The sequence below is a fragment of the Chryseobacterium sp. T16E-39 genome (genome assembly GCF_002216065.1).
Lineage (GTDB): Bacteria > Bacteroidota > Bacteroidia > Flavobacteriales > Weeksellaceae > Chryseobacterium.
On the sequence record NZ_CP022282.1, the window covers coordinates 952,104 to 966,718 of the forward strand.

Below are 14,615 nucleotides of genomic sequence, written 5' to 3' on the forward strand. Positions count from 1 at the left end.
TCCAATTCCTAATAAATGTAAAAATATGATGAAGTCATTTAGCTACCTGTTTATTTTCTTTTTGACGGCGATTTCCTCCAATGCCTTTTCACAACAAATCCAGAAAGAGATGATCGTAGGGAAATGGCAGCCTTATCTTTCAACATTGGAAGCGTACGATTTTACAGGAAAAAAAGAGGTGAAAACTGATTCAAAATTTTCGGCTAATGATATTATGCAGTTTAACGCGGATGGTTCAATTAATGATGGTGGACAGAGATATTATTCTTATTCGATAGAGCCTGATACCAAAACTTTATATTTATTTGACGAACTTCATTACGAGAAGAAATTCGAAATCAGCCAATTGGATAAAACGACGATGAAACTTATCATGCGTGTTGCTGAAACCCATAACGAACGGACAAGCCGTGGGATCTGGACATTGATACTTAAACGAAAAAAATAACCCTCTCTATTAGAAACGCTTTGCTTAAAATGATAGAAGCAGCTTATAAATTAGCATACACCGAAACTAGACAGGAACCATCTGAGTTGTAATTCCTATTCTGTTCCATGCATTGATCGTTATTATAGCGAGAATCGTTTGCGCCAGGTAACTTTCTCCTAAGGCTTCCAACGCTTCGTGATAGGTCTCGTCCTTTACATGATTTCCAATCAGAGTTACTTCTTCTGTAAGCGCTAATATAACGCGCTCTTCATGCGTGAAAAATGAGGTATCCCGCCATATGCCCAAAGCGTATATACGCTGCTCTGTTTCACCTTCAAGATAGGCTTCTTTCGTATGTTTGTCTAAACAGAATGCACAACCATTGATTTGTGAAGCTCTGATTTTAATCAATCCTTTATGGATCTGCGACAATGGAAATGTTTCAATAAATTTTTCAAGACCTACAATTGCTTCATAGCCTCCCGGTTCTACCTGATCGATTTTGATACGTGTTGACATTACTATTTTATTATTAATTCGTCAGCCTTATCTCTTATACTATTAAGAATCATAGCGCTGATTTTGAGAGATCAAAACTAAAGGTTTCAGGATCGATGATGAGTGACCAGAAAGAGAAAGATGAATAGTCCAGATCAATACGATCCATTTTGTACATAAAAAAATCCCACATTGCTGTGGGATTCATTTATTTTATCTTCCTCCTGGAGGACAATGTTCTTTTAAGTATTTGGTAAATAGGGTAGCCAGGTGGAGTGAAGTCCCTTCTCCTTCGCTAATTGAATGCGTTCGGTTAGGGTAAGACATCAACTGGAATTGTTTGTTGTATTTTACCAGTTCATTAACGTACACTTCTGTATTCTGGTAATGAACGTTATCATCGCCTGTTCCGTGAACCAATAAAAGATTCCCTTTTAAATTTTTAGCATAGGCTAAAGGAGAACCATTGACAAAATCTTCCCTGTTTTCCTGTGGAAGTCCCATATATCTTTCCTGATAGATATTATCATAAAATAATTGATTAGCCACCGGAGCAATCGCAATTCCTGTCTGGTAAATATCCGGATACTGCCCTAAAAGGTTTAAGGTAGAAGAACCTCCACCGCTCCAGCCCCATACGGCAACTCTGGATGTATCTATATAAGGCCATTTTGCAAATAAAGCTTTTGCCCCCATTGCCTGATCACGGATATTCAATTGTCCTATTTTACGGTAAACAGATTTTCTCCATTCACGTCCTCTTGGTGCCGGTGTACCACGGTTCTCAAGAGAGACGTATAAATATCCGTCCTGAGCCATATCACCGACATATAAACCATTCCAGCCGGTGTAGAAACTATCCGTTACGGTTTGTGCTCCAGGTTCTCCATATACTGTGAACACAATCGGATATTTTTTATTTGGGTCAAAATTCTTAGGCTTTACCACCCAACCATCCATAGTAACTCCGTCCTCCGTTGTGATCTGGAAAAACTCTGCTTTAGCTTTCGAAGGATCTGCTTTTGAAGAATTTTTTGCAGCAACCAATTCTTTATGATCCGGAAGCGATATTACCATCCCCGCTGAGCGTGCATTCACACTGCTATTATTAAACATCGCCAATTTTCCATTGGGCGAAATTGTATATTTATTCGTTCCTGGATAAGTTTCAGGCGTTATTCGTTCTGCCTTTCCTCCGTTCATGCTCACTTTGTACAAATATTCCTGAGTGGCATTCTTTGGTGAGGCTAAAAAATAAATCAGTTTGTTCGGAACATCAAAAAACTCTGGCTTTATCACATCAAAAGCATCTTTTGTAATCAGCGTTTCTTTCCCGTTTAAATCTATTTTATAGATATGTCTCCAGCCATCTTTTTCAGATAACCATAAAAATTCTTTACCGTTATTGATCCAGTCCCAGCCACTAGGATCATTATCATTCCAACGGGATTTGATGTCAATCCATGCAGGATCTGTTTCAGTATAAATGGTTTTACTGTTCCCGGAATTAGCATCCGCAACAATTACTTTACTTTGATTTTGTTTCCTATTCAGCTGTTGAAGAATAACAGATTTAGAATCCTGTACCCATTCCATTCTCGGAATATAGTTTTGCACTTCATCACCTGCTATATTCGCCTTTTTTGAAGATTTGGAAGCCAGATCATAAAACCAGATACTGCAACCTGAAGGATTCTCTCCAACTTTAGGATATTCTACAGGAATGGTAAATGAATATAAGCTATCCGTATTATTGATCATCAGGAAATTTTTGGTGCTGCGTGCATCCAGTTTCCAATACGCGATCTTACTTCCATCAGGAGACCATCTGAACCCATCTTGCGTTCCAAATTCTTCCTCATAAGCCCAGTCGAAAGTACCATTAATCATCCGGTCAGTACCATCATTCGTGATCTTGCTGTATTGGTTGTTGGTAAGATCTTCAATGTAGATATTGTGCTTTGATACGTAAGCCACCTTTTTCCCGTCCGGAGAGAACTTTGCAAACATAAGAGAAGATTCCGGTAAACCTTTTCCAAGCTGGGTAAGCTTCTTATTGTTTTTATCAAAAATCCAGTAATCCCCACGGGTATTGTCCCGCCATACTTTTCGGGTATTGGCAAAAAGTAGTAGGCTTTTCCCGTCCGGAGACACATCAAAACTCTGGACTTCCAAAGCCGCTGAACTTCCCGAAGGAATGAGTTCACTGGTATTTAAAAATGTTTGATTTTTCCCCGGATTTAGTACGTTAACGATTTCGATCCCGTTTTTAGTGAATGCATAATAAGCATTGCCATCAGGTGTCCATTGTATCTTTTGTGCCGCCAAAGGAGACAAAGACAGGATACATAACGCAATATTAATTAGTCTTTTAATATCTATCATATAAAGTATTTAATTAAGCTAAATGTTCTTTCTGTAATTTTCAATTTCCTCAACCGTTTTGATCAGCCCGCTTCCTAAAAGTCTGTATCCATCATCTGTGATCAGGAAATCATCTTCAATACGTATTCCCCCAAAATTCCGGTACTCATTTACCTTATCATAATTGATAAATTCAGCATTTTTATTTTCAGCCTGCCAGATATCGATCAGCTCAGGAATCATATAAATACCCGGTTCAACCGTTACTACAAATCCGGATTCCAGAGATTTCCCTAAACGTAAAGATTTAAGCCCGAATGTCTGAGTATCTTTGGGTTCAGCTTCCATATATCCTACATATTGTTCTCCAAGATCTTCCATATCATGAACGTCTAGTCCCATCATATGTCCTAATCCACATTGGAAAAATAGAGTATGGGCATGATTTTTAACGGCCTCCTCAGGGTTTCCTTTCATTAATCCTAAATCAACGAGACCTTCCACCAGATACTGAGAGGCTTTCAGATGGATATCCTTGAATCTCATCCCCGGTTTCAGAAGTTGTTGAGCATTATTAAAAGCATTCAGGACTATTTCATACATTTCCTTTTGCTTCGTTGTAAAAGTTGGATCCGCAGGGAATGTCCGTGTTAAATCACCTGCATATCCCATCGCCGTTTCAGCTCCTGAATCATTGAGAAAAAGATCACCGCTTTTTAGTGTATTAAGACGGTAATGATTATGAAGGATCCCTCCATTTATAGTAACAATAGGAGGATAAGACATTTGACATTCTTTATTGGCTGCAAGGTATTGAATTGCATTCGCTATTTCATATTCTTTAATACCTGGCCTTGCGATACGCATCGCCAGCAAGTGCATTTCGTTGGATACATTAACAGCCTGTTCTATTTGTACAATTTCCTGTGCTTCTTTTATAGAACGTTGCTTTACGATCGCCTTGATCATTTCTGTTGAAGGTTCCAGCGCTGTTATTTTAATTCCCAGAAGATCACTCAATAAGATTTTATTGAAAGACTGATAAGGCGGAAGATAGTGTACCTTTCTGCCGGAAGACTGAGCTTTTTGAATGTATTTAGAAAGTTCTGCATAAGGCAATGTTTCCTGCACACCGGATTTTAAACTTTTCTCTTCTAGAGTTTCCTGTCTGCCCATCCATACAATATCATCTATGCTTAATTCATCTCCGAAAATAATCGTCTTATCTTCGTCAATGTCTATAATGGCTGCAATCCGGGGTTCCTGAATCCCAAAATAGTATAAATAAGTACTATCCTGACGAAAATAATAAGGATTATGTTCAAAGTTCACTGGGTTTTCTATATTTCCCAAAAACAATAGAATTCCACTGGCTACATTGCCTTTTAATACGGTTCTTCTATCCTGGTAAGTTTGTGCTGAAAACATATTTTAAATGCTTTTTAATTAAACGGTTAATTTACGATTTTATCCAATTTGTAAGTGGTCTGCCTACTAAAAATAAACAATAGGTAAAGTTTGGATTTTAATATGATATATAGTGTTTATATTTTGCTTAAATTCGGCAATATTTTAACACCATATATTCCTCGTCATCACAAACTATTAATTTGATATGAAAAGTCTTCAGTTTTCAGTTCCCGCCGATACCAATAAGAGTATCCGTATTCAGGAAGATATCATGACTAATTTCTATCCTCATTTTCACCGTCATACGGAGATACAGATCATGTGGATCATTAAAGGACATGGAGTATTGGCTATAGAACAGAATCTTTTTAATTTCAAAGCTGGCGATATTTTTTATTTAGGTGCCAATCAATCCCATGTCTTTAAAGGTGATTTTAATAAAAATGAAAAGCATAAAGTTCATGCGGTATCTATTTTCTTTCATGGGCAGAAAAAAATTTCAGCCATCTTTGACTTACCTGAATTTGAAGAACTGAAACATTTTATTGCGAATTCTGAAGTAGGTTTCCAGGTTGCTCCAACATTAAAAGCTGATATAGCCGTCAGTATAGCTGAATTGCAAAAGGCAAAAAGTATGGATCAGATCCTGAATTTTGTAAAGATTTTAACTCTTCTCATGCAAAACCGGCATCTGCATATCCCTTTATCCACGGAGAAAAACCTGCCCAATCACATCTCTGACAATGACAAAAGGATTATAGATGCACAAAACTTTATTAAGAAGAATTTTGCCCAGAATAAAATGACCCTGGATACAATAGCCAAAGAAGCCTGTATGACGCCTCAGGCTTTTTGCAGGTCCTTTAAAAAGCGTACAGGTATCACCTATATTGAATACCTCAACGAACTTCGTGTGCAGCGAGCATGTAAATTGCTGACCTCTTCTACCATGTATAATATCTCTTCTGTAGCCTTTAATAGTGGATTTAACAGTTTAACCAATTTTAATCGCGTTTTTCGACTTATTATGAAATACTCACCAAAAGAGTATTTAAAGCATTATAAGGAAACCATTTTGGAGTAAAAAACAACCCTGTTAAAATATGGTTAGAATCCATTAAAATATTAACATTTATAGATTTGAATTTCCGGTAGTTTTGAAGAAATATAATTTTATATGAGTACAAAACTTAACTGGGAAGGTATTTATCCTGCAGTATTAACTCCATTCACAAAAGAAGGAGAAATAGATTTTGAGATGTTTGCTAAAAATACTGAAGCTCAGATTAAAGCTCAGGTCCACGGAATTATCCTTGCAGGAACATTAGGGGAGGCAAGTGTGTTGGAAGCAGAGGAGAAATTTGAGCTGCTGAAATATGCAAAAAAGATTACAGATGGTAGAATACCTGTTATTTTAAACCTTTCCGAAAGTACAACCAAGAATGCTGTTAATTTTGCGAAAAAAGCGAAGGAATTAGGTGCAGATGGATTGATGTTACTTCCACCCATGCGTTACAAAGCAGATGACCGTGAAGTAGTAGAATACTTTAAGGCAGTAGCTACAGCAACGGATCTTCCTATTCTTATCTATAATAATCCGGTGGATTACGGAATTTATGTAACCCTTGAAATGTTCAGTGAACTGATCGATTACCCAACTATACAAGCTGTTAAAGAATCAACAAGAGATCTGGCCAATGTTACCCGCATGATCAACCGTTTTGGTAAAAGGATCAAAATCCTGGGTGGTGTGGATACCATTTGTCTGGAAACCTTAATGCTTGGAGCAGATGGGCTTGTCGCAGGTCTGGTAGATGCATTTCCTAATGAAACAATAGCAATGTACAACCATGCTAAAGCAGGGAATTATGATAAAGCAGTAGCGATCTACAGATGGTTTATGCCTTTGCTGGAGCTCGATATCCATCCGAAATTGATCCAATATATAAAGCTTGCAGCAACAGCAGAAGGAATCAGTAATCCTTATGTAAGAGCTCCAAGACTTGAATTACAGGGCAATGAAGCTGAAAAGATCAATAAGATTATTGCTGAAGGTATTGCCAATCGTCCGGCATTAGATTAATTCAGAAAGAAAACTATGATTGAAGAAACATCAAAAGAAGTGATTGATCAGCGAATTCAGATGGCGGCTGAAGCGTATCAGTTTCTGAAAAATACGACGATAAGGGAGCGTGCCGCATTTATGAATGCTGTAGCTGACAAAATTGAAAGTTTAGGAGATGGGCTTTTAACCACAGCCCATCAGGAGACATCATTACCCTTAGCCAGACTTGCAGGTGAAAAAGCAAGAACAACAGGGCAATGGAGAAGCTATGCGAATGCTGTGGCCACAGGAATTTATGCAGAACCAAGAATTAATCTTCCACAACCTGATCAACAAAAAGGAGATCTGAGAAAATACAATGTAGGTATAGGGCCAGTGGTTGTTTTCGGAGCCAGTAACTTTCCGTTTGCTTTTTCCACTGCCGGAGGAGATACAGCAAGTGCCATTGGTGCAGGAAATCCTGTTATTGTAAAAGCTCATCCTGCACATCCTGAAACTTCAAAAATCATGGCGGATGCAATAACAACAGTTGTCCATGAATTCAAATGGCCGGAAGGGATCTTTAGTCATGTAACAGGAACCTCTAATGATATCGGGGCTTATTTAGCTAAACATAAAGAAATAAAAGCAGTAGCCTTTACCGGTTCGTTTGGCGGTGGAAAAGCACTCTTTAATATAGCCAATCAACGTGAAGAACCTATTCCTGTATTTGCAGAAATGGGAAGTATAAATCCTGTATTTGCTTTTCAGAACGTGCTTCAAAACAGAGCAGAAGAATTGGCAAAGGAATATGCAGCTTCTCTAACATTAGGAGTCGGGCAGTTCTGCACCAATCCCGGCGTATTTATAGCGTTGAAAGGAGAGGGACTTAATAAGTTCATCAACACGTTGAAAAATGAAATCCCTGGTATCACTCCTGTGAATATGCTTCACAAAGGTATTTTTGAAAATTTCGAAAAGCTTAAAACGACTGCTATCGAACAACCGGAAGTTAACGTTATAGCTCATGTAAGTTCTGAAGCCAATGAATGGCAGGGACGTGCAACAGTTGTAGAAACAACGGGAAAAAACTTTATCCAAAATAGTATTTTAAGCGAAGAAGTTTTTGGTCCTTTCGGTATTGTGGTAGCCTGTGAAACTCCTGAGGAAATGATACAGATCGCAAAACAATTAAAAGGACAATTAACGATCACCGTTGCGGGTACAGATCCCGATGTGCGGGAAAATCAAAACCTGATCAACTTTTTAAAAGATAAATGCGGCAGGCTCTTATTCAATGGAATGCCTACAGGTGTAGAAGTAGTGTATGCAATGCAGCATGGCGGGCCTTTTCCCTCAACAACTGATGCCCGATTTACATCTGTAGGACCTGACGCAGTGAAACGATTTGTTCGTCCCATCTCTTTTCAGAACTGGCCGGATGAATTTTTGCCTCAGGAATTAAAGAATGAAAATCCACTACAGATCAGCAGAGTTGTGGATGGTGAAGTGAATTCAGGATCATTAAAATTGTAAACAGATGAACAGAAAATTTTTTTGTATCGATTCCCATACTTGTGGCTGCCCCGTACGCCTTGTTGCAGGTGGTGGGCCTATCCTGAAAGGAAATTCGATGATGGAACGCCGGCTTCATTTTATGAAAGAATACGACTGGATCCGTAAAGGACTGATGTTTGAGCCAAGGGGGCACGATATGATGAGTGGCAGTATCCTTTATCCACCTATTGATGAGGCGAATGATATCGGGGTTTTATATATTGAAACCAGCGGATGCCTTCCTATGTGCGGACATGGAACTATTGGAACTGTCACGATTGCGATAGAAGAAGGGCTGGTTGTTCCAAAAGTTCCCGGAAAATTACGACTGGAAACTCCTGCTGGCTTAATCCTTATAGATTATGTTCAGGAAGGAAAGAAAGTAAAGTCTGTAAAACTCACGAATGTAAAATCTTTTCTCTATGCTGAAGATCTGGTGGTAGACTGCCCGGATCTGGGATCTATAAAAGCAGATGTGGCCTATGGTGGAAACTTTTATGGTATTATTGATCCTCAGGAAAATTTTGGAGATATTTCAGATTTTACAGCCAGTCAGCTGATTCATTATGGAAAAATAATCAGAAGGTTATTAAACGAAAAATACAGCTTTATTCATCCTGAAGACGAAAACATTAAAGGGTTAAGCCACATCCAATGGACCGGTAAGCCTACAGATCCTAAAGCAAGTGGACGTAATGCCGTTTTGGTTGGTGAAAATGCTTTGGACCGTTCACCTTGCGGTACCGGAACCTCAGCAAGAATGGCCCAATGGTACGCGAAAGGGAAATTAAAAGAAGGTGAGACTTTCATCCATGAAAGCTACATCGGTTCCCAGTTTATAGGAAGAATTGAAGGAACAGGAACAGTCGCAGGAAAATCAGCGATCATTCCGTCTGTAGAAGGTTGGGCAAGAATTACAGGGTATAATCATATTATTATCGACGATGAAGATCCTTACTGGTTAGGATTTCAGGTTATGTAAAAAACAAAATGGCACAAAATAAAGGAAAAGCACTTATTATCGGTGCAGGAATTGCAGGACTAAGCTCCGCATATTATCTCTTACAAAAAGGCTGGGAGGTAGAAGTAGTAGAACAATCTGATCTTACTAATAATTGCTCCTATGGCAATGCCGGTATGATCGTCCCCAGTCATTTTACCCCATTGGCAGCACCGGGAGTGGTGGCACAGGGAATCCGATGGATGCTGAACAGTAAGAGTCCCTTTTATGTAAAACCTTCATTAAGCCCTCAATTGATATCCTGGGGAATGAAATTTTTAAAACATTCCAATCAAAAACATGTTGATCGCTCTGCCTCGGCAATCAGAGATCTCAATTTAGCAAGCAGCCAGCTTTATAATGAAATTGCTCAAAAGGAAGAATTTGATTTTGAGCTCAACCAGAATGGTATTCTGATGTTATATAAAACAGAAAAAGTAGCTGAGGAAGAGACAGAACTGGCTCATACAGCCACTAAATTAGGTTTGTCGGTTGATATTCTTGACCAAAAAGGAATCAGAGAACTGGAACCGAATATTAAACTGGATATTTTGGGTGGCATCAATTACAAATGCGATGGTCATATGAATCCGGTGAAACTGATGAAACAATTGATCTCTTATCTTAAAAATAATGGTGTTGTTTTCCATACCCAGCATAGGATAACAGGATTTGAGACCTACGGAAAAACAATTAGGGCGGTTATTGCCAATGGTGAAAGATTTACAGCAGATCAATTTGTGATGACAGGAGGATCTTTTCTTCCTGAGCTGGCAGAAAAAGCGGGAATAAAAATCCATTTAATGCCGGGTAAAGGATATTCATTTATGCATAAACCGGAAGATCCGGCAAATAGGATAGAACGGGCCGCACTTTTATTGGAAGCAAGGGTGGCCGTAACTCCTATGGGAGGTCATATTCGATTTGGAGGAACCATGGAATTGGCACCACATCGCAATAAAATTAATATGAGCAGGGTAGAAGGAATTGTACAATCTATTCCGAAATATATGCCCGAATTTCAGATTGAAACGCCTAAGGAATCCGACATATGGTTTGGGTACAGACCCTGTGCTCCTGATGGACTTCCTTATTTGGGACAAGCCTCCAGGCTTGAAAATTTAATCATCGCAGGCGGTGGTGGAATGATGGGGTTGAGTCTGGGACCTGTTTTTGGAAGAACAGTTTCCGAAATTGCCAGTGGCCAAAAACCAACTGTGAATATCAGCTTGTTTAATCCTGAAAGATTTAGCTGATGCATATCGACACACCAATTTTTTTTATATGAAAACAAAAAATGTACTTACAGGTTATCTGTTAAAATTAGCCTGTTTAATGAGCTTTGCGTTCTTTTATGCCTGCGAAAGTAGGGATGTAACACTTACTACAGATGATCCGCCAAAAGCGAAGAACACAGCTGCTGTTACGACTTATACCAGCGGACAAAAGGAACATGACTTTTCTTCCAATGCTGGAGGAACAAGAAGTTACTACTTATCGGTCCCTGACAATTATGTGAATACAAAAAAATACCGTCTTGTTTTTGTTTTCGCAGGAACCGATACTACAGGTCATGAGATGCAGCAATGGATGGGGCAGGGATGGAATTCCAGTACTCCTGGTCTTGAAAAATTAATGGATAATACCATATTTGTTTATCCTGATCAGAAATACATCTGGGGATCAGATAAAGGTTGGGCAATGGGAGATTACGCCTCACCTTATGAAGGAATGCACGATATTCAGTTTACTAAGGAACTTTTGAATCTTATCAAATCTACTTACTCAATTGATGAGGACCTCATTTTTGCAACAGGACATTCCTGGGGTGGAGATATGACTAATGTTACTGCTTATTTCTTAAATGGAGTATTTAAGGCTGTGGCTCCAATTGCTTCCAACAGACCCTTCTGGTTTGAAGATAGTAATGGAAACTATGTCGCCAATTCCAGTTATCACGGAAATACAGCCGTATGGGTCTTCTTTGGTCTCAATGATGATCATTTTGGTAATACCAGTCCTAATGGAGCCTTCGGAATAGAGCAGGCTGATTTCTGGAGATTGAAAAACGGAACCACCGGTCAACCCACTTCTACTCAAATTGGAGGTGGTACCGATGTTACAAAGAACTATAGCGGTGGTACAGCAGCCGTAAAACTTACTCTTTATAAAACCGGGCAATACTCGGGTAGCGGTAGTCTTCCTGGTCATCAGCCACCAGATTATTATTTTCAGGCTGTAACCGATTGGTTCAAGAGTTTTTAAATCATTAATTATATTATCCGGAACACCATTACTGAAAAAACTAACATTCCTTTCTCAGGGAAAGGTATCAAATCAAGGATTTGAATAGGTGGTTCCCAGGAAATGAACAGAAAGATAATTTTGAATGTTGGATGATGTTTTGGGCTTAATGATCAGCAATGATCTTAAGCCCTTTTTAATATTCATTGCTGAAATTTGTCACATAATTCTCAGTTTTTTGATGTATTTTTATGGTCTTGAAAAACTTCATTACTCCCATGCAACATAAAGACGATTCGATTATCATACGTGAATTTACAGCCCAGGAATTACCCTTGTTCTTGTCACTCTTTGAAAACCCAAATGTTACTCAATTTCTTCCCAATAAAAGCCACGAAGAATATGTGGAAATGTTTCAAAAAGCATTGTCAGATTATCAAGAACAATCATTCAGCAGATGGGGAATTTTTAATGCCCAGGATAATGACTTTGTAGGGATGTGTGTTGTAAGAGCTCTTGTTGATCATCCTGAGCAGACAGAAATAGGATATGTTTTAGGTGAAAATTATTGGGGAAAGGGCGTAGCTACTAAAGTCTGTAAAGCCCTTGTCGATTATTGTCTTTCATTACCTGATCATAGAGATATTGTTGCTGTGACGGATCTTGATAATGTAGGGTCACAAAAAGTTCTTGCAAAAAATGGATTCAACCGAATAGAAAATTTAGTGAGAGAAGACGAGGAGGTAGCTTACTTTATATTTCAGAAAAATTAAACCACAAACCGAAGGTTCGACGTAGTCAAAAGTCACAAAAGTTTTTAACACTTTAGAGCACTTAAGAAAGTTTAAAGTTTTATTGCATAAGAAGTACACATAAGTTTCTTAAAAATCTCCGATTTTTTATTTGTCACATTTTAATTTACCGTCTTTGTCATTCAGAAATGAAGCGAAGCGAAATGAAGGAATCTAAACATATTAAAACCGTAGCATTTCTAAATCGCAATCATTTTTAAAAATTCAAAAAAATCGGCCCGATCTGCGAGAGAACAATGGAAAGTTTTTTTAACCATAAAGACACAAAAGTTTTTAAACACTTTAGAACACTTAAGCTTTCTTAAGATCAATGAATAGCGTTGTAAAGATCACATAAGACGAAAATCAAAGATTTTCAAAAAACTAAAGTGTTCTTCCTATACCCAAAGCTTGTCACTTAAAAATAACTTAAGTGTTTTTAAATAGAAACAACTTCTCGATACAAAACCTACTCGAAGGACGACTCGCTATCGCCATGGCAAACTCTTCCGAAAATCTTCGATTTTCTTACGCCTTAAAAACAGCAACATCTATAAACCTTTGCGATTAACAAAGAACTCACTATAACAAAATATGGAACTTATCTTTACTTTAAACCATCAGCCAAATCTCTTTTATTAGAATAATAATTCCTGATACCAATCGAAATTTGTAATGAGTAATCTGTCGTTGTATATTCTTCCTCTTTGAATTGTATCACATTAGCACCTGATGGAACATCCATAAAAAATTGTTTGAATGATTCAGGAGAATAATTAAACCTTGTTGTGTTAGCCTTAAAATCACCTAAGGGTAAAGTGAGACCATTCCTACTAACCGCTGCATTCCCATGACAAGAAATACATGACGATATTGAGTTATCAATAGGACCGTTTAATCTTCCTCCTAATCCATGATATTTAAGATAAGCTACTGTATTATTTTTCCTCTCCGAATGGATTAATGAGGCATTAATAAAAGACTCTTTAAGTTCTTCATTGATAAATGCACCATCACGATGTATATCTTTTGTTACTTCGGAATCATTCCCCCAGCTTAATCCCACGGGAACCATTCTATCCCAAACCGTTTTCCCTTTACCTGATCCATCATATATAAATGTTCCGTATACCCAACCTGTTTTCAAAGCTCTTTTGTCTTTCACAGCAATATCAATCTGAAGAAGTCTAACAGTTCGATCAGTTCTTGTTTTATCTGCACACTCTGTATTAGGATTACACCGATAGATATTAGCTTTCCATTCAAGTGTATTTTTTAGAAAAGGAATCTTATGCGAAGTCCCATCAGTAAATAGTAATTTAAAACTTACCGTTCCTTCCGGAAAGTTAGATTTTGCAGGATCCGGGTTTTGGTTGGGAGCAGACCAAACTTGTCCTAATGTATAGCCACCCGGAGCATTATACATTCCCACTGCCCAATTTTCCAATTCGTTGTCCTGCTGATCGTGTATTTTATATTTTGGTGTGGCAAACTCCCTTGTCAGGCCGTGGATATATTCACGTCCATTTCCTATATATTCTTTATTCACATATTTTCCGTCATCGTGCAGCCACGGAGCATGATACCATTTCCTGATTTTATTTTCCTGCCCCCTGAAATCAACTTCTATATTGCCTTCCAGGCAATACTTTAAAACAGCCTGCATATACAGTTCAGGATCTTTGGTGAAATCTATATTTTGCCATGGATAACTTTCAACAATCACTGTCTTTGGATAATCCTGACTCAGTTCAAAGGTTTTTATGCCCGATGGGGGAGTATAATTCGAATTATAACTGGGAAACAAAGATTCAGTATAGATGATCTTTTTGGTTATTATACCTTTTCTGGAAGAAATCCTATTTTGAATAGATTGTTGACAGCACATCAGAATAATAAGCATAGTTAAAGTACTTAAAAATCTTAATCTTTGTTTCATATCAATAGTTTGATGGTAAAGATAATAGGTTAACCTTAACGCTGCTAAAGTCTTTTAAAACATTTAATTTTAGCGTGCAACATTTGCTTAACCTGCGAGAGAAAAAATCCAAATTTTCTTTAACCACAAAAGGCACAAAAGTTTTTAAACACTTTAGAACACTTAAGCATTTTTAAGCTAAATGAATAACGCTGTAAAGATCACATAAGATGAAAATCAAAGATTTTTAAAAAACTAAAGTGTTCTTCCTATACCCAAAGCTTGTCACTTACAATAACTTAAGTGTTTTTAAAGTAGAAACGACTTCTCGATGCGGTTTTTTCAAAACCTACTCGAAG

General features: G+C 37.9%; 13 protein-coding genes. 8 read left to right on the plus strand and 5 right to left on the minus strand.

Features of this window, described 5'->3' with window-relative positions; translation table 11 throughout:
* Positions 1-25 precede the first annotated feature (25 nt).
* Positions 26-448, plus strand: a complete 423-nt coding sequence (locus tag CEY12_RS04105) for a lipocalin family protein (RefSeq protein ID WP_089026476.1) — start codon at positions 26-28, stop codon at positions 446-448.
* Between the two features lie 66 nt (positions 449-514).
* On the opposite strand, the gene CEY12_RS04110 is transcribed toward CEY12_RS04105, so the two are convergent.
* From CEY12_RS04110 to CEY12_RS04120, 4 genes are read right to left on the minus strand one after another with little or no spacing between them, the layout of a single operon-like run.
* The gene (locus tag CEY12_RS04110) at positions 515-949 is read right to left on the minus strand and encodes a carboxymuconolactone decarboxylase family protein (protein ID WP_089026477.1); all 435 of its coding nucleotides are present in this window, start codon (positions 947-949) and stop codon (positions 515-517) included.
* A 49-nt stretch (positions 950-998) separates the two neighbouring features.
* The gene (locus CEY12_RS22205; protein WP_157676751.1) at positions 999-1,136 is read right to left on the minus strand and encodes a hypothetical protein; all 138 of its coding nucleotides are present in this window, start codon (positions 1,134-1,136) and stop codon (positions 999-1,001) included.
* A gap of 5 nt (positions 1,137-1,141) precedes the next feature.
* On the minus strand, positions 1,142-3,313 hold the full coding sequence (locus CEY12_RS04115; RefSeq protein WP_089026478.1) for a S9 family peptidase: 2,172 nt from the start codon (positions 3,311-3,313) through the stop codon (positions 1,142-1,144).
* An 18-nt stretch (positions 3,314-3,331) separates the two neighbouring features.
* Positions 3,332-4,720, minus strand: a complete 1,389-nt coding sequence (locus tag CEY12_RS04120) for an aminopeptidase P family protein (protein WP_089026479.1) — start codon at positions 4,718-4,720, stop codon at positions 3,332-3,334.
* A gap of 187 nt (positions 4,721-4,907) precedes the next feature.
* Between CEY12_RS04120 and CEY12_RS04125 the strand changes: the two genes are divergently transcribed.
* From CEY12_RS04125 to CEY12_RS04155, 7 genes are all read left to right on the plus strand, one after another.
* Positions 4,908-5,786: an AraC family transcriptional regulator gene (locus tag CEY12_RS04125; RefSeq protein WP_089026480.1), complete on the plus strand. Its 879-nt coding sequence runs from the start codon at positions 4,908-4,910 to the stop codon at positions 5,784-5,786.
* A gap of 93 nt (positions 5,787-5,879) precedes the next feature.
* A complete protein-coding gene (locus CEY12_RS04130) occupies positions 5,880-6,785 on the plus strand; it encodes a dihydrodipicolinate synthase family protein (protein ID WP_089026481.1) in 906 nt (301 codons plus the stop codon).
* 15 nt (positions 6,786-6,800) lie between these two features.
* On the plus strand, positions 6,801-8,282 hold the full coding sequence (locus CEY12_RS04135; RefSeq protein ID WP_089026482.1) for an aldehyde dehydrogenase (NADP(+)): 1,482 nt from the start codon (positions 6,801-6,803) through the stop codon (positions 8,280-8,282).
* Positions 8,283-8,286: 4 nt separating this feature from the next.
* On the plus strand, positions 8,287-9,285 hold the full coding sequence (locus CEY12_RS04140) for a 4-hydroxyproline epimerase (protein WP_089026483.1): 999 nt from the start codon (positions 8,287-8,289) through the stop codon (positions 9,283-9,285).
* A gap of 8 nt (positions 9,286-9,293) precedes the next feature.
* On the plus strand, positions 9,294-10,559 hold the full coding sequence (locus CEY12_RS04145; RefSeq protein WP_089026484.1) for an NAD(P)/FAD-dependent oxidoreductase: 1,266 nt from the start codon (positions 9,294-9,296) through the stop codon (positions 10,557-10,559).
* 28 nt (positions 10,560-10,587) lie between these two features.
* Positions 10,588-11,568 (plus strand): alpha/beta hydrolase family esterase, encoded by a 981-nt coding sequence (locus CEY12_RS04150; protein WP_089026485.1) that lies wholly within the window; start codon positions 10,588-10,590, stop codon positions 11,566-11,568.
* Positions 11,569-11,825: 257 nt separating this feature from the next.
* Positions 11,826-12,320 carry a GNAT family N-acetyltransferase gene (locus CEY12_RS04155; RefSeq protein WP_089029787.1) on the plus strand — a complete coding sequence of 165 codons (495 nt, stop codon included), beginning with the start codon at positions 11,826-11,828 and terminating at the stop codon, positions 12,318-12,320.
* A gap of 625 nt (positions 12,321-12,945) precedes the next feature.
* Here CEY12_RS04155 and CEY12_RS04160 read toward each other — a convergent pair.
* Entirely contained in the window at positions 12,946-14,277 is a 1,332-nt protein-coding gene (locus tag CEY12_RS04160; protein WP_089026486.1) for a hypothetical protein, read from the minus strand.
* Positions 14,278-14,615 lie beyond the last annotated feature (338 nt).